Raw genomic sequence first — 22457 nt, 5'->3', positions numbered from 1 at the left:
AATGTCCCCCTCGAAACCAGCACCCCATCCGGACCACGCGACACACCTGAGCACGGGGGAGGCGGGTCGCCCGGGGGCGCCGACCGGACCGGCCCGCGCGCGGGGCTGCCGAATCGCGGGGCGCGCGCGGGCGCGTGCGGGTGGGTGAGTCGCCCGGCGGGCGGTGTCGGCCGGGTCTGCCTGCGTGCGGGGCGCGAGGCAGGGGAGCGCCCCGCGGGCGGTGTCGGCCGGGTCGTTGCGTGCCCTGGGCTGCCGGGGCTCGCACGGCCCAGCGGATGGCACCGTGCGCGCCGGGGCGTCGCGACGCCACCCGCCGGTGCGTGTGCCCGCCGCGTTGTCGCCCGCGGGACCGCCGGGCCTGACGCGGTCCGGCGGGCAGCACTACGAGCACCGGGACGTTGCCTGGGGCCGACAGTACTGACACCGCGTCACCCGCGCGGGGCTGCCGCGCCTGAGGCGGCTCGGTGGGTGGCGCGGTGCAGGCGTGCTCCCGCGCGTGGCTGTTGCTCGCTCGGGCGGCGCCGGGCCTGACGCGGCCTGGTGGGTGGCGCGGTGAGCATGGGGGCACTGCCCGATCTGCCTGCGCCCAGCGCCGTGTCGCCCCCGTCGACGATCCCGCGCGTGGCCGTTGCTCGCGCGGGGCTGCCGCGCCTGAGGCGGCTGGGCGGGTGGCGTGGTGGGTGCCGGGGCATCGCTGCCCAGGTCTGCCCGTGCCGGTGTGCGCGCGTGCGGGGCGCCTGGCCTGCCCCCGTGGGGACTTGACGTGCTCGGGCTGCCGGGCTTGGCCGGCGGCTCTCGCGGCGTCGAGGTGTCGCCGGGGCGGCAGTGCCGGTGCCGCGTCGCCCGTGGTGGCGGGCGGCGCGGCGACGTGGCGTGGGCCGGGGGCGGCCGAGGGGCGTGGCGGGGTGCGTGGGAGTGATCGCCGTGCCCCTCGGCGGTTGTCAGCGGGTGCCGACTGCCGCGCGGACCGCTCGGCGGGCGAGTTGGCAGTCGTCGTGCAGGCGGCGCAGCAGCAGTCGCTGTTCCTCGCCGGACGGGGCGGTACCCGGCTGGGCCGGGCCCGGGGCCACCTCGTGCATCGAGCGCTGCACGGCCGTCTCGTACGTACGGATCTCACGGGTCAGCACGAGCATGAGGTTCACCAGGAACGCGTCCCGCGCCCCCGGCCCGGCCGCCTGGGCCAGCTGACTGATCTGCCGCCGCGCCAGCGGCGCGTCCCCGAGCACCGACCACAGCGTCGCCAGGTCGTACCCCGGCAGGTACCAGCCCGCGTGCTCCCAGTCCACCAGCACTGGACCGGCCGGTGAGAGCAGGATGTTCGCGAGCAGCGCGTCGCCGTGACAGAACTGGCCCATGCCCTGCCGGCCCGCCGCGTGCGCGATGCCGTGCAGCAGCTTCTGCAGGTCGCCCATGTCCCGGTCGGTCAGCAGGCCCAGTTCGTGGTAGCGGGAGATCCGGGCCGCGTAGTCCAGCGGGGCGTCGAACGTGCCCGCCGGCGGCCGCCAGGCGTTGAGCCGGCAGATCGCGCCGAGGGCCGCCCTGATGTCCGCCCGCGGCGGGGTCTCCACCGGGTGCCGCTGGAGCGCGGCCACGCGCCCCGGCATGCGCTCGATCACCAGCGTGCAGTTGTCCGGGTCCGCCGCGATCAGCCGCGGCACCCGGACCGGCGGCCGGTGCCGGACGAACGAGCGGTATGCGGCTATCTCGTGCCGGTAGCGCTCGGCCCACGCGGGGGAGTGGTCCAGTAAGCACTTGGCGACGGCCGTGCTGCGCCCGGTCGTGCCGACCAGGAGCACGGAGCGTCCGCTGCGGCGCAGTACCTGAACCGGGGCGAACTCCGGGCAGATCCGGTGCACCGAGGCGAGCGCCGTGCGCAGCTGGGCACCCTGGGGGCCGGACAAGTCGATTCTCCCGCTGAGCGGTTGCGTGCCGAGCCCCGCGGGACGCCGCGGCCGGCCCGCGCCGAGCACGGGCGCCGCCGGACGCGCGGGGTCGAGGTAGGGGCCGCCGGCGCCCGGACGGGGGCGCAGCGACCGGGGCGGGGCGGACACGGAGGACGATGCTGCGTACATGAGGCGAGACAGATCCCTTCGTGTGCCTTCTGCTGGGCGCGCCCCGCCCGGCCCGGACGCCCGGGAGCACCCTGGGGAATGTCCCTCGGGCACCGGGTCGGGGTGGCGCGTTCCTACCTGACACCCGGCGCCCACTGGCACACCATCTGGCGCACCCTGGCGAACCCTGGCGAATAGTCGCCCGGCAACATTCACCGGGTCTACTGTCAACTCAGCCGAGTACCTGGGGGCTTGACGTGACAGGACAACCCAACACCCGTCTCGCGGACCTGTTCGGCCTGGCCGGCTGGTCCAAAGGGGAACTCGCGAGGATGGTCAACCGGCAGGCGGCGGCCATGGGCCACCCCCAGCTGGCGACCGACACCTCCCGGGTGCGGCGGTGGATCGACATGGGAGAGATCCCGCGCGATCCGGTGCCGCGGGTGCTGGCGGCCCTGTTCACCGAGCGTCTCGGCCGTGTCGTGACCATCGAGGACCTCGGTCTGGTACGGCACGGGCGTACGGGGAAACGGCAGGGCGACGGGAACGTGGACCATCCCGACGGAGTGCCGTGGGCGCCCGAGCAGACCGCCGCGGTCCTCACCGAATTCACGGGAATGGACCTCATGCTCAACCGACGCGGCTTGGTGGGCGCGGGTGCCGCGCTCACCGCGGGAAGCGCACTCAGCGCCGCCATGCACGACTGGCTGCACACCGATCCGACCCTGAAGGCCGACGCCCCCGAACTCGACCACCCCCTGCACGCCGACCCCGCCGGGCTGGACCGTTACGACGCCGCTCCCGTCGGGTCGCAGGAGATCGAGGAACTGGAACGCTCGGTGGAGGTGTTCCGCGCCTGGGACGCCGCCCGCGGTGGCGGGCTTCAGCGCAAGGCGGTGGTCGGCCAGCTCAACGAGGTGGGCGGCATGCTCGCCTACCGCCATCCGCCCCACCTCCAGCGGCGCCTGTGGGGCGTCGCCGCCAACCTGGCCGTCCTCGCGGGCTGGATGTCCCACGACGTCGGCCTAGAACCCACCGCGCAGAAGTACTTCGTCATCGCCGCCCACGCCGCGCGCGAGGGCGGCGACCGGCCCCGGGCCGGCGAGGCGCTGTCCCGCGCGGCGCGCCAGATGGTGCACCTGGGCCGGCCCGACGAGGCGCTGGACCTGATGAAGCTCGCCCAGTCCGGCTCCGGAGACGCGCTACAGCCGCGCACCAAGGCGATGTTCCACACCATCGAGGCCTGGGCGCAGGCGTCGATGGGCAAGGGCCAGGCGATGCGCCGCACCCTGGGGCAGGCGGAGGACCTCTTCGTCTCCGACCGGGGCGAGGCCGAGCCGCTGGACTGGATGCAGACCTTCAAGGACGAGGACCTGTACGGCATGCAGGCCCTCGCCTACCGCACGCTGGCGGAGTTCGACCCGGACGCGGCCGCGCACGCGCAGCACTACGCGCAGAAGGCCCTCGCGCTGCGGATCGACGGACGCGAGCGGTCGAAGATCTTCGACCACCTGTCCATGGCCTCCGCCTGCTTCATCGCGGACGACCCCGAACAGGCGGCCGGTTACGCGCGGCTGGCCCTCATGGCGATGGGTTCCAACTCCTCCCGCCGCACCTGGGACAGGCTGCGCGAGATGTACCGGCTCACCGCCGAGTACGCCACCTACCCGAAGATCCACGAACTGCGGGAGGAGATCCAACTGGCGCTGCCGGGCATGAAGGTCAGAAGCGCCGGCGCCGCCCCTGCGTAGTCACGGCGCCGCCCCGGCGTAGTCACGGTGTCAGACGGGCGACGAGCACGCAGGCGTCGTCGTCGCGTTCCCCCGCGCCGAACTCCTCGGCCAGCACGCGCACGCAGTCCCGCGCGGAGCGGGCCGCGGTGAACCGCGCCGCCAGCCCGAGCAGCGTGTCCCCGGCCGTACCGGTGTCCGGCCCGGCCCCCGTACTGGTGTTCGGCGGCGGCAGCAGTCCGTCGGTGTGCAGCAGGAGCACGTCGCCCGGTTCCAGGGTCTCCTCGGCCTGCTCGTAGACGGTGTCCGACGCCGCGCCGAGCAGGGCGCCGTCCGGCGCGTCGAGCGCCCGTCCCGTCCCGTCGCGGAACAGCAGGGGGGCGGGGTGCCCGGCCCGTGCCCACACCAGGGTGCGGGCCTTCGGCCGGTAGCGGCAGCACAGGGCGCTCCCGAGGGCGGGCCGGCCGGTGCTGTCCAGCAGCCGGCCGAGCCAGGACAGGAGCGGGGCCGGCGCGGTTCCCGCCATCGCCATGCCCCGTACGGCGCCCAGCACCATGGCCATGCTCGACGTCACGCCGGGGCCGTGCCCGGTGAGTCCGCCGACGCTGAGCAGGGTGTCGCCGTCGGGCAGTTCGAGGGCGTCGTACCAGTCGCCCCCGATGCGGGTGCCGGGGCCGGCGGAGAGGCGGCGGGCGGCGAGGTCGAGCTCCAGGCGCCCGCCCGGCGGGAGCCGCAGGGGGCCGCCCCACGGCGGCAGCACGGCCTCCCGCAGCTCGGCCGCGAGCCGGTGTTCGGTCCGGGCGCGCTGCCGGTGGTGCTGGAGCGAGTCACGGGTCTCGCGCACCGCCGACTGGCTGCGCCGCAGTTCGCTGACGTCCCGCAGCACCGCCCACATCGAGGCGGTGCCGCCGTCGGCGTCGAGCACGGGCTCGCCCATCATGTGCACCGTGCGGACGGCCCCGTCGGGCCTGACGATGCGGAACTCCCCGTCCACGGGCCGCGCGTCGACCAGGCAGTCGGTGACCATCGACGTCAGCCGTGGCCGGTCCGCCTCGAGCACCAGGGACGGCAGTTCGTCCAGGGTCAGCGCGGGCTCGGCGGGGTCCCGGCCCAGGATCCGGTAGAGGTCGCCGGACCAGCCGGCCTCGTCCGTCAGGAGGTTCCACTCCGCGCTGCCGACCCGGCTGAGCAGCGAGCCGGTCGGCGCTCCGGTGCCGGAGCCGGGGGTCGCGGCCGGCTCGTCCGAAGGCGCCGGCATCGGCGGCGGGCCGTCCCTCAGCTGCGCCAAGTGCTCGTCCAGATCGGTGAGTTGATGCAGCGCCAGATCGCACAGCGCGCGCTCCCACCGGCCCTGCGGGTCCGACGCGCCGTCCTCGGCCTCCCGGCGGACGGCGTCCACCTGGCCCTTGAGCCGGCGCGCCTGCGATATCAGGGCGTCGACCGAGCCGCGCCCCGGCGGCTGGGCGGGTGAACGGTCCGCGGAGAGGTGGGACATGACGCACTCCGATGCGGGAACGGTACGACCTGGGCGGCGCGGGGAGCCGTTACGACTGTTGCACAGCCGGCGACGCCCCGTAAGGGATTCGGCGACACACGATCCGGTGGTGCGGGCGGCATATGCCACAGGCTCCCCGGCGTGCACCGCCGCTCAATCGGTTGTTCGACGGCCGCTTGTTCCCGTGTCGGCCGACCTGTACGAGTCCGCCCCCAAAGGTGATGCAGGTCACACCAATTGGTAGGGGCTCAGGCGTAATGCAATCGGCGTCTGCGGGCTCCTAAGAACAACACGGCAGAACCGGCCGTCCTCCTACCCGCTGGGGAGACCGACCATGGACATCACCCTCGAGCAGCCCGCCCGCGCCCAGCTGATCACCGCGGACCAGCGGGAACGTCCCGTACCCGCCACGCTCCGGTACGCCTGCGCGGACCCGCTGGCCGTGCACGTGGACTTCCCGTCCGAGGTCTCCCTCGACGGCGACGACGTCTCGTGGACCTTCTCCCGGGCCCTGCTCGAGGAGGGCATACGCCGGCCGGCCGGCGCCGGGGACGTACACCTGTGGCCGTGCGGCGCCTCCCGTACGGTGCTGGAACTGCACTCCCCGTCCGGCATGGCCCTGCTCCGCTTCGACACCCCGGCGCTGCACCGCTTCCTGCTGCGCACCTACGCCGTGGTCGCCCCCGGCCAGGAGGACGTCGCCGCCGCCGTCGACCGCGGCCTGAGCGCCCTGTTCGGCTCGGTGTGAGCCGAACAGGGCTCCGTGAGCGGTCAGCGGGCGCCGTCGCCGCCGTCCTCCGCGTACAGCGGCGGGCGTTCGGCGAGGGTGATCCCGACTCTGCCGCCGTTCTCCAGCGACCGCACGCCGGCCTCGGCGGCGACCGAGGAGGCGTAACCGTCCCAGGCGCTCGGGCCGGTGACCCGGCCCCGGCGGGTGGCGTCGACCCAGCTCTGGACCTCGCGGTCGTAGGCGGCGGCGAAGCGCACCAGGTAGTCCTGCGGCACCGGCGCGGACGCGGCGCCCCCCGCGGTGACGACCGTGCCGTGCTCCTCGCCGATCCGGGCGCTGCCCGCCTCACCGACCGCCTCGCACCGCACCTGGTAGCCGAAGCCGCAGTTGACGAAGACCTCCACGTCCACCAGGGCGCCCCGCTCGGTCTCGAACAGCACGAACTGCGGGTCCACCAGCCCCTCCGGGGCGCCCGAGGAGGAGGCCGGGCGCAGCACCGTCACCGCGGTCAGTTCCTGCCCGAGCAGCCAGCGGGCCGCGTCGATCTCGTGCGACACCGAGCTGTTGATCAGCATGGCGCTGGTGAAGCCGGGCGGGGAGGAGACGTTGCGGTGCGTGCAGTGCAGCATCAGCGGCCGTCCCAGTCGTCCGCCGTCCAGCAGGGACTTGAGCTCCAGGTAACCGGAGTCGTAGCGGCGCATGAAGCCGATCTGGGCGAGCCGCCGCCCGAGCCGCGCCTCGGCCTCGACCACGCGCAGCGCCCCGTCCGACTCGGGCGCCATCGGCTTCTCGCACAGCACCGGAAGCCCGCGGCCGAAGGCCGCCAGCAGCGCCTCCTCGTGCGCGGGACCGGGCGAGGCGATCAGCACCGCCCGCACACCCGGGGCGTCCAGGGCGGCCAGCGGATCGTCGTGCACGCGGACGCCCTCGATGCCGCCGACGGCCTCCTCGGCCCGGTCCCGGTCCGGGTCCGCCACCGCGACGACCCTGGCGCCGTTCACCACCCGGTCCAGGCGCCGTATGTGGTCGGCCCCCATGTGCCCCGCGCCCAGCACGGCCACCCCCAGCAACTCACCCACGTGCGCACTCCCTCCCTGCAACTCTCGCCGACGCGTCCCGCCGTAGCGTAGACACGCCCGCGGGTCAGAAGCGCAGCACTCCGGCGATGCCCTCGGCCTCGCTCAGCGTCCCGTCCGGCACGAAGCGGACCTCCGCCCCGGTCTCCAGGCACTGCTCGACGATCTCGTCCACGATGTCCTCGCGGGCCCTCGGATCGCCCGCCTCGGCCGGGATCAGATGGTCGCCGGCGTCGTCGCGCACGGTGACCCGGCGGTTCTCCTCGACGGCGAGCAGCCCCACGCGGCCCTCGCGGGCGCTGCGCCAGACCTCGTCGACACCGGCCGCGTACGCCCGCCGCCCGCGCGCCGCCTCCAACTCCCGCCGCACCGCGGCCGTCTCCCTGGCCGCCTCCTCCTCCCGCACCGGGCGGATCGCACGCCAGACCGCCTCGGGGGTGCCGTGCGCCAGCCCGCCGTGCGGGACGTGCACGGCGTGCCGGACCGCCCCGTCGAACTCGTCCAGGACGGCCAGCGCGCCCTGCTCGCCGGTGACGTAGAGCGGACGCGGGTCCTGGCGCAGCACCGCGCCGATCGCGCTGTCCGCCTCGCGCAGGAAGTGGTGGGTGCGCTCGTCGCGGAACGTGCTCGGCGCGTCGCCGATCCGCTCCTGCCGCTCGGCGTCGAAGTTCTCCGCGAGGTCCCTGGTCAGCGGGAAGCCGCCGGTACGGTCCTCGGTGACGCGGTCGGCACCGCCGCTCCACAGCGTCACGCGGTCGGCCGCCACGGACAGCACCCAGAAGGGCCGCTCGGCGGCGTGCGCGGAGACCAGGTTGCGGGTGAGGAAGGTGTCGGAGAGCACCACCCGTTCCGGCACGCTGCGGCCCAGCGACCACACCTGGTGCTCACCGGGAGCGGCGAAGATCAGCAGCCCGTCCTCGGCGTGGGTGAGGTCCACTTCGGTCAGGGCCTGGTCGAGCTGGCGTACGACGTCGGCGCGCCGCTCACGCGTGACGTCCGGGTCGGTCTCCAACTGCTTCTTGGCCTCGGCCACGACGTTGCGCAGCCGGACGCGGTCCTGGGCGTTGTCGGGTTCCCGGCGGTGCGTGGGCGTCAGCACGGACACCGCGGGGTAGCCGCGCGGACGGCGCAGCTCGGCGAGGGTCGCTGGACTCAGCTCGTGCTCCATGACAGCACCATAGGTCCGATCGGCGTGTCGGGCATTTGGAGCAATTGGGTCGGCCGGGCCGGTCAATTGGGAAGGCTTTGCCGTTGGCCGGTTCACGCGGCGCCCGTGCCCGTCCGTGCCGCGCCCGCCCCGGTGTGCGGCCTCGCGCGAGCCGGTGCGCGGTCCGCGTGAGTGTTTCCCGCGAGCAAAGTGCGGCCGGATCCGCGCGGGCGCGGGCGCCTGACGCGCCAAGGTCGCGTTGACCGGTCCACGGGTGTGGCGCACGCTCGTCATATAGATGCTCGTTACAACTGGTTTTGCTCGGGAGGCAGTACATGTGCGGCATCACCGGCTGGGTCTCCTACGACCGCGACCTCGGCACCGAGAGCGCGACGCTGGACGCGATGACGGAGACGATGGCCTGCCGCGGACCGGACGACCGCGGCACCTGGACCGGCGGACCCGCCGCCCTCGGCCACCGCCGGCTCGCGATCATCGACCTGCCCGGCGGCCGCCAGCCGATGACCGCCGCCACCCCCGACGGCACCGTCGCGCTGGTCTACTCGGGCGAGACCTACAACTTCACCGAACTCCGCCGGGACCTCACCGCCGCCGGCCACCGCTTCACCACCGACTCCGACACCGAGGTCGTCCTGCGCGGCTACCTCCAGTGGGGCGACTCGGTGGCCGAGCGCCTCAACGGCATGTACGCCTTCGCCGTCTGGGACGGCCGCCACGACCGGCTCGTCATGGTCCGCGACCGCATGGGCATCAAGCCGTTCTACTACTACCCCACCCCCGACGGCGTCCTCTTCGGCTCCGAGCCCAAGGCCGTCCTCGCCAACCCACTGGCCCGCCGCCGTGTGACGGCCGACGGACTGCGCGAACTGTTCACCTTCGTGATGACCCCCGGCCACGCCGTGTGGGACGGCATGCGCGAGGTCGAGCCCGGCACCGTCGTCACCGTCGACCGCTCCGGCATCCGCACCCGCGTCTACTGGCGGCTCGAGACCCGGCCGCACCCCGACGACCGGGACACCACCGTCGCCACCGTGCGCGGTCTGCTGGAGGACATCGTGCGCCGCCAGCTCGTCGCCGACGTGCCGCGCTGCACCCTGCTCTCCGGCGGCCTGGACTCCTCCGCCATGACCGCGCTCGCCGCCCGCGAACTCGCGCGGCGCGGCGAGCGGGTGCGCAGCTTCGCCGTCGACTTCGCGGGCCAGAGCGAGAACTTCGTCGCCGACGAACTGCGCGCCACTCCCGACACCCCCTACGTGCACGACGTGGCGCGCTCCGCCGACACCGAACACCAGGACATCGTGCTCGACGCCCACGCCCTCGCCGACCCGGAGATCCGCGCCAAGGTGGTGCGCGCCCGCGACCTGCCCATGGGCTTCGGCGACATGGACGCCTCGCTCTACCTGCTGTTCCGCAGCATCCGCGACCACTCCACCGTCGCGCTGTCCGGCGAGTCCGCCGACGAGGTCTTCGGCGGCTACCAGCAGTTCTTCGACGAGGAGGCCCGCCGCGCCGACACCTTCCCGTGGCTGGTGCGCCACGCCCGCCACTTCGGCGACGACACCGACGTCATGCGCCCGGACCTGACCCGCGCCCTGAACCTGCCCGCGTACGTCGCCGACGCCCACCGCTCGGCCGTCGCCGGCGTCGAGCGCCTTGAGGGCGAGAGCGACCTGGAGTTCCGGATGCGGCGCATGAGCCACCTCCACCTGACCCGCTTCGTACGCGCCCTGCTCGACCGCAAGGACCGGATGAGCATGGCGGTCGGGCTCGAGGTCCGCGTGCCGTTCTGCGACCACCGCCTCGTGGAGTACGTCTACAACGCGCCCTGGGAGCTGAAGTCGTTCGACGGCCGGGAGAAGAGCCTGCTGCGCGAGGCCACCGCGGACGTGCTGCCGAGGTCCGTGTACGACAGGGTCAAGAGCCCCTACCCCTCCACCCAGGACCCCAAGTACGCGCTCGCCCTCCAGGACCACGCCAAGGAACTCCTCGCCCGCCCCGGCCACCCGGTCTTCGACCTCGTCGACCGCGAGCGCCTGAGCAGGGCCGCGCACCACGACGCCCCCGTCAGCACCCAGGCGGCCCGGCGCGGCCTGGAGAAGGCCCTGGACCTGGCGCTGTGGCTGGACCTGTACCAGCCGGAACTCGTGCTCGGCTGACGCGCGGGCCGGTCACCCGCGTTCGTCGCCTCAGCCCGTCCCGGCGGACGGTTCCTGGTCCGCCGGGCAGGAGCTGCCGGTGGGCGGCAGGGTGCCGTAGAGCAGGAAGTCGTTCACCTTGCGGTGCACGCACGTGGAGGAGCCGTACCCGGTGTGGCCGTCACCGCGGTTGTCGAGGACCACCGCCGACGAGCCGAGCCGCTTGGCGGTCTCCTCGGTCCAGCGGTACGGCGTCGCCGGGTCGCCGCGCGTGCCGACCAGCAGCATCCGGGCGGTGTCGACGTTCCGCACCTTCTCGCGGATGAAGTCGGTGCCCTTGGGGCGGCCGTAGCACATCATCAGCTCGTTGAGCCGGTAGCGGCCGAAGACGGGGGAGGCCTGCTCGTACTCGGCGCGCAGCCGGCCGAGGTCCTTGGTGATCTGCGCGGCGGCGGGCCGGTCGGGGTCGTCCGCGCAGTTGATCGCCATCATCGCGGCGGGCAGGTTGTCCAGCGGCACGTCCGCCGCGTCCACCAGCCCGTTGTGGCGGCCGCGGCCCGCCGGGGCCGTCCGCGCGGGAAGGGCCACACCGCCCCCGGAGAACGCCTCGATACCGCGCGTGTCGCCGTCCTGGACGAGCGAGGCGATCGCCCGCTCCAGCGAGGGCCACATCGACTTGCTGTAGAGCGCCTGGCCGATCGCGCCCACGAGATCCTGCCCGGACAGCCTGCCGCCGGAGGGCGTCGGCACCGGGTTCTGGTCGAGCGAGCGGACGAGCTGGGGGACCTGGTCGCCGGCCGCCCGCCGGTCCTGGCCGAACGGGCAGGCGATGTCCTGCACGCACCAGTCGAGGAAGTCCTCCAGCGCCGTCTGCTGCCCCTCGGCGCCGGCCACGCCCTGCTCCGCCAGCGGCTCGGTCAGCGTGTCCACGCCGTCCAGCGCCAGCCGCCCCACCTTGTCGGGGAACTGCGCCGCGTAGACCGCGCCGAGCCGGGTGCCGTACGAGAAGCCGAGGTAGTTGAGCTTGCCGTCGCCGAGCGCCTGACGTATGACGTCCAGGTCGCGGGCCGAGTCGACGGTGCCTATATGGGGCAGGACCGCCCCGGAGTGCTTGATGCACTCGGACGCGACCTGCTGCCAGGCCTTGATCACCTTCAGCGCGGCCTGCGGGCTGCCCAGGTCCGCGTTGCCGTCCGTCGCCGCCGTGGACTGGCCGCCGGCGCCCAGACCGCAGCTGACCGGGGAGGACCTGCCGACGCCACGGGGGTCGAACGTCACCACGTCCAGGCCGTTGGTCAGGTCCATGAACTCCTTGCCGTCCGCGGCGAGTCCGGGGACCCCGGCGCCGCCCGGGCCGCCGAAGTTCAGCACCACCGAGCCCCGGGAGTGCCCGGTCGCCCGGTAGCGGGCCAGCGCCAGGTCGAGCGTGCCGGCGTCCGGGTGGGCGTAGTCCAGGGGTACGGTCACCTTGCCGCACTGGAGGTCCCGGGGGGCCTCCTTGTCGCACGCCGCCCAGGTCACCTTCTGCGCGTAGAAGCGTTCGAGGCCCTGCTGTCCGCCGTCCGCGGCCGCCGCCGGCAGCCCCGCGCCTAGCAGGGCCAGCGTGACGGCCCCGGCGCACGCACACCGCCGGGCCGCGAACCGCGTCGACAGCTTGGCCAGCATCGATGCCTCCAGGAACGCTCCACCTCAGGCCGGCTACAGCGCCCTCGCCCACGATAAGCGGCCCCCGCGCGGGGCGCCTGTCGATGAGGGCGGGCCGCCCGTGGGCCGCTTGTCGCCCGCCCGGGGGCGCCCGCGCGGGGCCGCGGCGTTCGCGCGCGGGGCTCCACGGAGTGTTCGAGAACCGGGCCCCCCGAAGGGGTGAAAGGCCGATAAGCCATAACTCGGATCGTTCACCAGCGTTTTACCCGGTGCGGGCGAGCGCCCGCGACCATGTCTGGAAGGCAGGGAAACCTATGAAACGGGTTACCCGAAACGGTGTCATCGCCGTGGCCGCCGCCTCGGGCGCGATGGCGATGGCCGTACCGGTGTCCGCGTTCGCGGCCGACGGCGGCGCCGCGGCGGACGGCGCCGCGGTCGGCTCACCCGGGGTGATCTCCGGCAACACCATTCAGCTCCCGGTGCACGTCCCGGTGAACATGTGCGGCAACACGGTGAACGTGGTAGGGCTGCTCAACCCCGCGGCGGGCAACCAGTGCGCCAACGTGTCCGGATTCTCATCGGGGTCCGACTCCGGCTCCGGGTCCGCGTCCGCCGGGAGGGATCGGGCGACCTCGACCGGAGGCGCGACCGCACGGGAGAGCGGAAAGGATTCGCCCGGAGTGCTCTCCGGCAACGGCGTCCAGCTTCCGGTTCACCTCCCGGTGAATGTCAGCGGCAACAGCGTCGGCGTCGTGGGCATCGGCAACCCGGCCACCGGGAACACCTCGACGAACACCACCGTCGAGCACCCCGCCCCGCAGCCGGTGACCCCGCCGGAGCGTTCCCGGCCCGAGCCGGTGTCGCACGCGGCTCCCGTGCCGCGCAACGAGGCCCCCTCGCTCGCCCACACCGGCGCCGACGGGACCGTGCCCACCGTCGCCGTCGGCGCGGGTCTCCTGCTCGGCGGAGCCGTGCTGTACCGGCGCTACCGCCCCGGGGCATCGCACTGACGCCCACCCGGTGACCGCCCATGGAAGCCCCCACCGCAGTCGCCCGGGCCGCGACGGGTGGGGGCTCCGCGGCCCCACCTCCGCCGTGAGCCGAACCGCCGTGCACCGAACCGCCGTGCGCCACATCCCGTACGACGCCGACTGGTCGGCGTTCGCGGCGGCTTGATCCCGACGTGGCGCCGGCGCGCATGATCCGCGAGGATTCCGCCTGTACCGGCCGTCACGGAGAGGGAGCCGCACGATGACCACCCCCGCAGCCGCGGAACACCCCGGAGGGCTCGTCGTCGGGCGGGCCGGACTCGAGGACTGGCCGGTGATCAGCGGATGGGCGGCGGACGAGGGCTGGAACCCCGGGCTGTCCGACGGGCCGGCCTTCTTCGCCCAGGACCCCGAGGGCTTCTTCCTCGGCCGTGTCGACGGCGAGCCGGTCTCGGCGGTCTCCGTCGTCAACCACGGCCCCGACTACGCCTTCCTGGGCTGCTACCTCGTACGCCCCGACCGGCGCGGCCGCGGCCACGGACTGGCCACGTGGCACACCGCCCTCGCCCACGCAGGGAACCGCACGGTCGGGCTCGACGGAGTCGTGACCCAGCAGGACAACTACCGGCGGTCGGGCTTCGAGGCCGCGCACCGCACCATCCGCTTCACCGGCCCGGCGCCCGCGCCGAGGGCGGCCGGGCTGCCGGCGGAGGTGCGGCCGGTCACGCCCGATGACCTGGACGACGTGACGGCGTACGACACCGCCTGCCACCCGGCGCCGCGCCCGCGCTTCGTCGCCGCCTGGCTGGCCACGCCCGGGCATCGCGCGGTCCTGCGCCGCTCCGGCCGCCGCCTCACCGGGTACGGCGTGCTGCGCCCCGCCCGCGACGGCGCACGCGTCGGCCCGCTGTTCGCCGACACCGCCGTGGACGCGCGCGCCCTGTTCACCGCGCTCACCGCCCACGCGCAGGGCCTCCCGGTCTCGATAGACGTGCCCGAGACCAACAAACCGGCCCTCGCCCTGGCCGAGGACGCCGGCCTCGTCCCGTCCTTCGAGACCGCACGCATGTACACGGGCCCGGTACGGCCCTACGCCCGCGAACGCGTCTTCGGGGTGACCACCCTGGAACTGGGCTGACCCACCGGCGAACGGGGCCCGCAGGGGCGCGCGCCGGCCCGGACGGCCGGGGCGGGTTGTCCTCGCGGGGAGGGGCTACTCGGGTGGCATGACACATCACTCCCTCGCCCGCCGGGCCGCCGAGGCGGCCGGGCGGCTGCTGCCCAACGACGCAGGGCCCGGTCGGGTCCTGCGCGGTGTCGACAGGATCGAACAGTTCTCCGGCGCCGACCAGGCGCTCGACCGCATCCGGGACGTCATACGCGCCGTCCCGCTGGGCCGCGCTCGCGACGCGCTGCACGGACGGTGGCTCGGCCACCCCGTGCACCCGCTCATGGTGCAGGTGCCGGTCGGCAGCTGGCTTTCGGCGGCCGTCCTCGACCTCTTCCCCTCGCAGCGCCGCGCCGCGCGCACCCTGATCGCCACCGGCCTGATCGGCGCCGTACCGGCAGCGGTGGCCGGCTGGGTGGACTGGGCGGAGCTGCACCGCGAGCAGATGCGCGTCGGTGCGGTGCACGCCGCCGCCAATGTCACCGCACTCACCCTCTACACCGCCTCGCTCAGCTCACGCCTGCGCGGCCGCGAGGCGCTCGGCAGGGCGCTCGGCATGGCCGGACTCACCGTGGTGGCCGCGGGCGGCGCGCTGGGCGGGCACCTCGCCTACCGCCAGGCCTCCGGCGCCAACCACGCCGAAGCCATTCCCCACCTGGTGTCCCCGGGCTGGCACCCGGTGATCGGCCTCGCGGAGCTGCCGGACGGGCAGCCGGTGCGGCGCGACATCGAGGGAATCGCCGTCGTCGTGGTCCGGCAGGGCCCGCAGACCGTGCACGTGCTGGCCGAGCGGTGCAGTCACATGGCCGGCCCGCTCGCCGAGGGCACCGTCCGGGACGGCTGCATCCAGTGCCCCTGGCACGGCAGCGTCTTCCGCCTCTCCGACGGCTGGAACGTCAGGGGCCCGGCCACCGCTCCCCAGCCCGCCTTCGACACCCGGATCATCGACGGCCGCGTCGAGGCACGCCTGCGTGCCTCCTGACCCGCACGCTCCCGCGGACCCCTTGGCGAAAAGGGGTCCGTGCCCGAGAGGGCGCGGGTTACAGTCGGCGGGCGGCGCGCCGTGGTGCGGCGTCGCACGTCGTTGATCCGAGGGGGCGGACCATGACCACGCACACGAGCCGGCCGGCGGCACCGGCCACGCCGGCACGACGGGCCACACCGCCGGGGGCGGTGGCCCGGTGAGCATCGTCGACCTCGCCGCGCTCGGCGAGTCCTTCACCCGCGACCCGTACTCCGTCTACGCCCGCTTACGGGCCCAGGGCCCGGTGCACCGCATTCGCATGCCTGAGGGCGGCGCCGAGGCCTGGCTGGTGGTGGGCTACGAGGCGGGCAGGGCCGCGCTGGCCGACCCCAGACTGTCGAAGGACTGGGGCAGGGCGTCGCCCTCCCTGCCGCTGGGCTCCGTCTCCTCCGGTTACCACATGCTCAGGGCGGACCCTCCGGACCACACCCGGCTGCGCAGACTCGTCGCCCGCCAGTTCACCCCGCGCCGCGTCGAGGAACTCGCGCCGTGGGTGCAGAAGATGACCGACGAACTCCTGGACCGGATGCTCGCCGCACCCGACGGCCGCGCCGACCTCGTCGAGGCGCTGTCCTTCCCGCTGCCGATCTCCGTGATCTGCGAACTCCTCGGCGTGCCGGACCTCGACCGCTCCTCGTTCCGTGAGTGGTCCAACGACGCGCTCGGCGCGACCGACCCGGCCGAACGCGCGGCCGCCGCCGACGCGATGGCGCGCTATCTGGCCGAACTCGTGGACCGCAAACGCGGCCGGCCCGGCGACGACCTCATGAGCGCGCTCATCCACGGCCCGGACGACGACGGCGACCGCCTCTCCCACGGCGAACTGCTCGGCATGGCCTGGCTGTTGCTCGTCGCCGGCCACGAGACCACGGTCAACCTCGTCTCCAACGGCGTCCTCGCCCTGCTCACCCACCCCGCCCAACTGGCCGCCCTCAGGGCCGACCTCACCCTCATCGACGCGGCGGTGGAGGAGATGCTCCGCTACGACGGCCCGGTGGAGACGCCCACGTACCGCTTCACCACCGAGCCGGTGACGATCGGCGACACCGTCGTCCCGGGCGGCGGCGAACTCGTCCTCGTCGCCATGGCCGACGCCAACCGCGACCCTGCGCGCTTCGCCTCTCCCGAGCGCTTCGACATCTCCCGCGACGCCCGCGGCCACGTGGCCTTCGGGCACGGCATCCACTACTGCCTGGGCGCGCCCCTGGCCCGGCTGGAGGCGCGCATCGCCATCAGGACGCTGCTGGAGCGGTGCCCGGAACTCGCCCTGGACATCCACCCGGCAGCGATCACCTGGCGCCCCGGCATGATGATCCGCGGCCCGCGAAGCCTGCCCGTACGGTTCGCCGGACAGGGCGGCGCGGCCGGGGCGGCGCGGACGGGCTGAGCCCGGCAAGGACGGGCGAGGGCAGGGCGAACGCGCATAGCCCGACCGTACCCACGCGTCGGCGGCGGTCCACGCCTCCCTCTGGTCCGCCAGCCACCGGACGGCGCCCGCAACTCCGCGCGGTTATTGCCGGGACTTGATGTTCACCGCGCGGACATGCCATGTACCTTTCAAACAATCGACGCGTGTAGAACGCTCAACCATGTTCTACGCGCGCAGATCCGCCGCCGCGCCGCCCGCACCGCCCCTTCACCCCACTCGGAGGTCAGCCGGATGCCCGGATCCAGAAGGTCCCGTCGTCAAGTCACCACCGCTCTCGCCGGCTTCGGCCTGCTTCTCGCCTCGGCAGCCCTGCAGTTCGGCGCCGGCGCCGCGCCCGCCCACGCGGCCACCACCACCCACCGCGTCCTGTTCGACAACGCGCACGCCGAGACGGCCGGCAACGCCGACTGGATCATCTCCACCAGTCAGCCCGACCCGCTCGGCGAGAACCCCTCCCCGTCCGCGGAGACCGACTGGACGGGTGCGCTGTCCTCGTGGGGCGTGGCGCTGCAGAAGACCGGCGCCTACAGCCTCAAGACCCTGCCGTCAGGGTCGAGCCTGTCCTACGGCGGCTCCTCCTCGACCGACCTGTCGAACTTCGACACGCTCGTCCTGCCCGAGCCGAACACGCTGTTCACGTCGGCGGAGAAGACCGCCATCATGAACTTCGTCAAGAACGGCGGCGGACTGTTCATGATCTCCGACCACACCGGCTCGGACCGCAACAACGACGGCGCGGACTCGGTGAAGATCCTGAACGACCTGATGAGCAACAACAGCGTCGACTCCACCGACCCGTTCGGCTTCTCCATCGACGCGCTGAACATCGCCTCCGGCTACCCGGCGGCGATCAACGACAGCACCGACCCGGTGCTGCACGGCTCCTTCGGTACCGTCACCAAGAGCCTGTTCGCCAACGGCACCACGGCCACCCTCAAGCCCTCCGACAACTCCGCCGTCAAGGGCCTGGTCTACCGCACCGGTTACTCGGGCAACACCGGGGCGTTCTTCGTCACCAGCGCCTTCGGCAGCGGCCGCGTCGCCTTCTGGGGCGACAGCTCACCCATCGACGACGGCACCGGCCAGGCCGGCAACACCCTCTACGACGGCTGGAACGACCCGGGCGCCACCAACGCGGCCCTCGCCCTCAACGCGACCGCCTGGCTCGCCGGTTCGGGCACCACCACCGGCGGCGGAGGCGGCGGGGGCGGCGGCACCTGCACCGCGGCCCAGCTCCTCGGCAACAGCGGCTTCGAGTCCGGCAACACCGTGTGGAGCGCGAGCAGCGGAGTCATCACCAACGACTCGGGTGAGCCCGCCCGCACCGGCTCCTACAAGGCATGGCTGGACGGCTACGGCTCGGCGCACACCGACACCCTCGCGCAGACCGTCACCATCCCCGCGGGCTGCACGACGGCCGCCCTGAGCTTCTACCTCCACGTGGACACCGCCGAGACGACGACCACCAAGGCCTACGACACCCTCAAGGTGCAGGTCCTCGACAGCAGCGGCAGCGTGCTGGCCACCCCCGCCACGTACTCCAACCTCGACGCGGGCAGCGGCTACACCAGGCGGAGCCTGGACCTGTCGGGCTACGCGGGCCGGACGGTGACGGTCAGCTTCACCGGCACCGAGGGCTCCACCCTCCAGACCTCGTTCGTCGTCGACGACACGGCGCTCGACGTGAGCTGACGCGAGACCCGGCGAACAGGGGCCCCGCCGGCCGTCCGGCGGGGCCCCCGCCCGTCGTACGCCTCATCCGGCGGGGACGGTCGACTCCGGTGTGTTCCAGCCGGAGACCCTGACCCGCGGCGCGGCCCCGTGCAGGTCCGCCGTGCGGTAGGTCGCGGTCAACGTGACCGACTCGCCCGGCCAGAGGCTCACCTCGTTGTCCGACCACCGCACCGGCAGCACCGGCGAGCCGCCGGCGCCGACCAGGTGGGCGTCCGCGAACAGCGCCGGGGTCCTGCCGCGTCCGGTGTTGCGCAGGGTGACCGTCGTGGTCGACGTCCCGTCCGCCGCGCTCGTGGACGCCGTCGCGGCCAGGGGCACCCGGGCCATGGAGTTGAGCCCCTTGAGGTCGGCGTAGCTCGTCGTCGGGGTGTGGTACCAGTCGGTGCGGTCCCAGTCGAGCGTGTCCGGGCGGCTGGAGAGCCAGTACACGTTGCGGCTGACCTTCTTGCCCGAGGCGTCGGTCAGCGTCAGCCGCAGCAGATGGGTGGCCGCCGGCCCGCTCACCGACGCCGGCAGGGTCAGTACGGTGCTGTGGGCGCCGTCCCCGGCCACGCGCACGCCGGTCACCGTCCGGTCGTAGCGCCGCGTGCCGTCGGGGTCGAACAGGGTGGCGCGGGCGGTGAGCCCGGAGGCGGGGGCCCGCCGGTTGGCGACGACGACCACCGAGCGGTCGTCGTAGGAGTACTGCACGTGCAGCGGCTCGTTCGCCTTCTTGGCGCCGAAGTAGGCGCCGCCCTGGTCGAGGTAACGGTCCATCAGCTGCCAGTGCAGGGAGGTCCAGCCGCTGTTGAACATCCAGTAGACCACCCCGGTCGCCGGCTTGTCGGCGTCGGTGGCGTTGCGCCCGTAGGCCTCGAACTGGGCGCGGACGTTCTCGTACTGGGCGAGCTGCGCCTTGCGCACGTAGTCGGTGAGTCCGGTGGGGGCGCCGTAGCGGCCGGCGAGGGCCTGGTCGTAGATCTTCAGGGTGCCGAAGACCGGGGACGGCGAGCGGTGGTACTGGCGGGCGCCGGGGTCCTTCCAGAGGGTGCCGAGCTCGGCCGGGGTCATCATGCGGCGCAGGGTGTCGAGGGTGGGGATGTCTGGGCCCGCGCTGGTCTCGGAGTTGAAGCCGGTGGCGCCGCCCTCGCGCTTGGCGTACCAGTAGCCGGGCGGCACCCAGTCGTAGGGGCCGGTCATCTTCATGCCCGAACCGCCGAGCCGCGGCGAGGAGCTGTCGGAGGCGGAGCTGACGACGGGGACGGGCCAGTCGGCGGCGGCGAGCGCGTCGAGGTAGTTCCTCTCGATCGTGGCGTCCGGCGCGAAGTCGCTGCCGACCAGGAAGGAGATCACGCTGGGGTGGTCGCGCAGCCGGGCGGCCTCGGCGGCCATCGACGCCTTGGCGACCGGGTAGTCGGCGGCGGTCCACTTGTCGCCGGTCTCGCTCCCGTTGACGTTGCCCTCCCACTTGTCGCAGCACTCCCAGCCGGGCAGGGTGAGGACGCCGTAGCGGTCGGCGAGGTCGAAGAACTCGTCCGGTTCCAGGTGCCCTTCGAGGCGGATGGTGTTCAGGCCCAGGTCGAGCGCGTACTTCAGCCGGTCCTCCACGTACGTCCGGTCCCAGCGCAGGAACTCGTCCGGGGACCAGCCGCCGCCCTTGACCAGCAGCCTGCGGCCGTTGATCCGGTACTGCCGGGCCCCGTCCGCGTCGAGCGGTGCCCGTACGTCCCGGATGCCGAAGCTCTCGTGCGCGGTGTCCGAGACGGTGCCGGCCACGGAGGCGGTGAGATCGAGGGCGTAGAGCGGCTGCCCGCCCATGCCGGCCGGCCACCACACGCGGGGCGCGGCCAGGTGCAGCCCGGGCACGTCGTCGGGGGAGAAGGTGACCTGGCGTGTCTCGTGGGCGGCCAGGGTGAGGGTCCGGCGGAACGTGGCGGCGCCGACGGTCCCGGCGACGGTGGCCGTCACCGGCGCCCCGGAGTCGTTGCGGGCCGTCGCCTTGACGGTGAGGTCGGCGGAGGCGAGGGACGGCACGTCCAGGCGGGTCACCACGTGCGCGTCGCGCAGGGCGACGGGGCCGCCGCGGCGGACCAGGACGTCCCGGACGATGCCCATGTTGCGGTCGGGCGGCGGCTGGAGCCAGTCGATCCAGCCCATGGTGAGGTGCTTGTCGGGATCGTTGGGCCGCACGCGCAGGGCGACGGTGTTCGTGCCGGAGCGGACCAGGGAGGTCACGTCCAGTTCGTGGCGGGTGTAGGCGCCGGTGACGTCCTTCGCGGGGGCGGCCAGGCGGCCGTCGACGTAGACGTCGGCCGCGGACATCACGCCGCTGAGGTCGAGGTAGGTGCGGTGGGAGGTGTCGGCGACCGTGAAGTCGGCGCGGTACCACCAGGGGACCTGGAAGTCCGCCCGCGGGATCCGCTGCTGGCCGGTCGAGCGGAACGGGTCGGGATACTTCCCGGCGGCCAGCAGGGCGGCCAGGACGGTGGAGCGGGAGCCTGCCGCGTACCAGCCGGCGGGGGAGTAGCCGGGCGAGGACACCTCGGCCGCGGGGTCGGTCACCTCGGCCGCCGACTGGATGGCGTACCCGGCGATGGGCGTGGCGCTGCCCGGGGCGGGGGCGACCTCGGTGATCCTGGTGTGCGGGACGACCGACCGGTGGCCGCCCGCCCAGGCCCCGGTGGCGTGCGAAACGAGCAGTCCGAGGACGACCGCGGCCGCGGGGAGACGGTGCCGGGCGGTGGGGCGTCCGGGAGCGGAGCGGTGGAACACGGGTTCTCCAGCCTCTTCGCGAGCCTCGTATAGTTAGGAAACTTTACTAATCGGACGATAGGAGCCCGTGCGGAACGTGTCAATCACCTTGGCGGCCCGGCGAGTTGGTCAGGACGGGACGGACCGGCGCTCGAAGACCACGTCACGGGCCGTGCCCAGCGCGGTCGCCACCGCGCCCAGCAGCACCGCGTCCGCGCCGAGCCGGCTGGCCGCGACCTCGGGGCGCAACGGGGTGAGCGTGCGCAGGTGCTCGCGCACCGGCTCCAGCAGCAGGTCCACGCTGTGACCCACCCCGCCGCCGAGCACGACCAGGTCCGGGTCGAGCACGGCCGCGGCTGCGGCCACCGTGTGCGCTATCCGCTCGCCCTCCAGCCCTACCGCCTTCACCGCCGCGGGACTGCCCCCGCGCGCCGCGTCGAACACCGCCTTCGCGGTGAGCCGCCCGCTCATACCGAACCGGCGGGCGGACTCCACCACCGCCAGCCCGGACACCGCGTCCTCCAGCCGCTCCGGGCGCTGCTGCCCCGGCCACGGCAGGAACCCGATCTCCCCGGCCAGCCCGTGCGCGCCCGTGAACAGCCGCCCCTCGCTGACGACGCCCATGCCGAGACCCGTGCCGATCAGGATGTACGCGAACAGCCGGCTGCCCGCGCCCACGCCGTACGCGTACTCGCCGAGCGCGGCCAGGTTGGCGTCGTTGTGGATCTCCAGCGGCACGCCCAGCTCCGCGCGCATGTGGTCGAACAGCCCGGCCCGGCCCCAGCCGGGCAGGTGCATCGCGTACCGCACCCGGCGCTGCTCCTCGTCGTAGACGCCCGGGGTGCCCACCACCGCGTGCACCACCTGGTCCGCGTCCACGCCCGAACCCGCCACCACCTGCCGGGCCGTGGCCACCACCAGGTCGGCCAGCGCGCCGGAGCTGCGCGCCCTGTTGCGCACGTCGCTGCGGGCGACGACGGTGCCGTCCAGGTCGGCGACCGCGCACCGCAGCCAGCCGCGCCCGATGTCGACGCCCAGTACGTGGCCGGCCGCCGGGTCGGGGGCGTACAGGACGGCCGTGCGGCCGCGCTCGGGCGCGTGGGTGCCCACCTCGCGCACCAGTCCGGCGGCCTCCATGGCGGCCAGCGCGCTGGAGACGGTCGGCTTGGACAGGCCGGTCTCGCGGGCCAGCTGGGCGCGTGAGGCGGCGCCCGAGGCGCGCAGCCGGTCGAGCAGCAGCCGCTCGTTGGTGCTGCGCAGCCGGCGGCGGTTCCACGGCTGCTCCGGCCGTTCGGTGGCGTCGGTGGCGGGCATCGCACCATTCTCACGCATCGGCGAAGACCCCTTGACGTAC

15 protein-coding genes are annotated in these 22457 nt (G+C 73.9%); 8 read left to right on the top strand and 7 right to left on the bottom strand.

Features of this window, described 5'->3' with window-relative positions; translation table 11 throughout:
- Positions 1 to 941: 941 nt before the first annotated feature.
- Positions 942 to 2072 carry an aminoglycoside phosphotransferase family protein gene (locus IE217_RS05995; protein WP_190176660.1) on the bottom strand — a complete coding sequence of 377 codons (1131 nt, stop codon included), beginning with the start codon at positions 2070 to 2072 and terminating at the stop codon, positions 942 to 944.
- Between the two features lie 236 nt (positions 2073 to 2308).
- On the opposite strand from IE217_RS05995, the gene IE217_RS05990 reads away from it, so the two are divergent.
- Positions 2309 to 3802, top strand: coding sequence for a DNA-binding protein NsdB (locus IE217_RS05990; protein WP_190176659.1), 1494 nt, complete (start codon positions 2309 to 2311; stop codon positions 3800 to 3802).
- 22 nt (positions 3803 to 3824) lie between these two features.
- Here the strand turns inward: IE217_RS05990 and IE217_RS05985 are convergent, their stop codons facing one another.
- Positions 3825 to 5276, bottom strand: coding sequence for a PP2C family protein-serine/threonine phosphatase (locus IE217_RS05985; RefSeq protein ID WP_190176658.1), 1452 nt, complete (start codon positions 5274 to 5276; stop codon positions 3825 to 3827).
- Between the two features lie 334 nt (positions 5277 to 5610).
- Between IE217_RS05985 and IE217_RS05980 the strand changes: the two genes are divergently transcribed.
- Positions 5611 to 6024, top strand: coding sequence for an SsgA family sporulation/cell division regulator (locus IE217_RS05980; RefSeq protein ID WP_190176657.1), 414 nt, complete (start codon positions 5611 to 5613; stop codon positions 6022 to 6024).
- 23 nt (positions 6025 to 6047) lie between these two features.
- On the opposite strand, the gene IE217_RS05975 is transcribed toward IE217_RS05980, so the two are convergent.
- Positions 6048 to 7085 (bottom strand): Gfo/Idh/MocA family protein, encoded by a 1038-nt coding sequence (locus tag IE217_RS05975; RefSeq protein WP_190176656.1) that lies wholly within the window; start codon positions 7083 to 7085, stop codon positions 6048 to 6050.
- 64 nt (positions 7086 to 7149) lie between these two features.
- Positions 7150 to 8250: a baeRF3 domain-containing protein gene (locus tag IE217_RS05970; protein ID WP_190176655.1), complete on the bottom strand. Its 1101-nt coding sequence runs from the start codon at positions 8248 to 8250 to the stop codon at positions 7150 to 7152.
- Between the two features lie 314 nt (positions 8251 to 8564).
- Between IE217_RS05970 and asnB the strand changes: the two genes are divergently transcribed.
- Positions 8565 to 10406, top strand: a complete 1842-nt coding sequence (gene asnB, locus IE217_RS05965) for an asparagine synthase (glutamine-hydrolyzing) (protein WP_190176654.1) — start codon at positions 8565 to 8567, stop codon at positions 10404 to 10406.
- 30 nt (positions 10407 to 10436) lie between these two features.
- Here the strand turns inward: asnB and IE217_RS05960 are convergent, their stop codons facing one another.
- Positions 10437 to 12050: an alpha/beta hydrolase gene (locus IE217_RS05960; protein ID WP_190176653.1), complete on the bottom strand. Its 1614-nt coding sequence runs from the start codon at positions 12048 to 12050 to the stop codon at positions 10437 to 10439.
- A 293-nt stretch (positions 12051 to 12343) separates the two neighbouring features.
- Here IE217_RS05960 and IE217_RS35190 point away from each other — a divergent pair, with 293 nt between their 5' ends.
- The 5 genes from IE217_RS35190 to IE217_RS05935 all read left to right on the top strand — a co-directional run bounded on the left by IE217_RS35190 (position 12344) and on the right by IE217_RS05935 (position 18331).
- Positions 12344 to 13039 (top strand): chaplin, encoded by a 696-nt coding sequence (locus tag IE217_RS35190; protein ID WP_190176652.1) that lies wholly within the window; start codon positions 12344 to 12346, stop codon positions 13037 to 13039.
- 241 nt (positions 13040 to 13280) lie between these two features.
- The gene (locus IE217_RS05950) at positions 13281 to 14156 is read left to right on the top strand and encodes a GNAT family N-acetyltransferase (RefSeq protein WP_190176651.1); all 876 of its coding nucleotides are present in this window, start codon (positions 13281 to 13283) and stop codon (positions 14154 to 14156) included.
- A gap of 88 nt (positions 14157 to 14244) precedes the next feature.
- The gene (locus tag IE217_RS05945; RefSeq protein ID WP_190176650.1) at positions 14245 to 15168 is read left to right on the top strand and encodes a Rieske (2Fe-2S) protein; all 924 of its coding nucleotides are present in this window, start codon (positions 14245 to 14247) and stop codon (positions 15166 to 15168) included.
- Between the two features lie 199 nt (positions 15169 to 15367).
- Complete coding sequence (locus tag IE217_RS05940; protein ID WP_190176649.1) at positions 15368 to 16597, top strand: cytochrome P450 family protein; 1230 nt, start codon at positions 15368 to 15370, stop codon at positions 16595 to 16597.
- A 273-nt stretch (positions 16598 to 16870) separates the two neighbouring features.
- Positions 16871 to 18331, top strand: coding sequence for a hydrolase (locus IE217_RS05935; RefSeq protein WP_190176648.1), 1461 nt, complete (start codon positions 16871 to 16873; stop codon positions 18329 to 18331).
- Between the two features lie 63 nt (positions 18332 to 18394).
- On the opposite strand, the gene IE217_RS05930 is transcribed toward IE217_RS05935, so the two are convergent.
- Together IE217_RS05930 and IE217_RS05925 are read right to left on the bottom strand one after the other, a co-directional pair.
- Positions 18395 to 21124 (bottom strand): glycoside hydrolase family 2 protein, encoded by a 2730-nt coding sequence (locus IE217_RS05930; protein ID WP_190176647.1) that lies wholly within the window; start codon positions 21122 to 21124, stop codon positions 18395 to 18397.
- Between the two features lie 108 nt (positions 21125 to 21232).
- Positions 21233 to 22417 (bottom strand): ROK family transcriptional regulator, encoded by a 1185-nt coding sequence (locus IE217_RS05925; RefSeq protein WP_190176646.1) that lies wholly within the window; start codon positions 22415 to 22417, stop codon positions 21233 to 21235.
- Between the last annotated feature and the right edge of the window lie 40 nt (positions 22418 to 22457).

This window comes from Streptomyces naganishii JCM 4654, from assembly GCF_014650575.1.
In the GTDB taxonomy this organism is placed as follows: domain Bacteria; phylum Actinomycetota; class Actinomycetes; order Streptomycetales; family Streptomycetaceae; genus Streptomyces; species Streptomyces naganishii.
The sequence above is the reverse complement of the archived record's forward strand: the minus strand, read 5'-3'. Positions and strand labels throughout refer to the sequence as shown.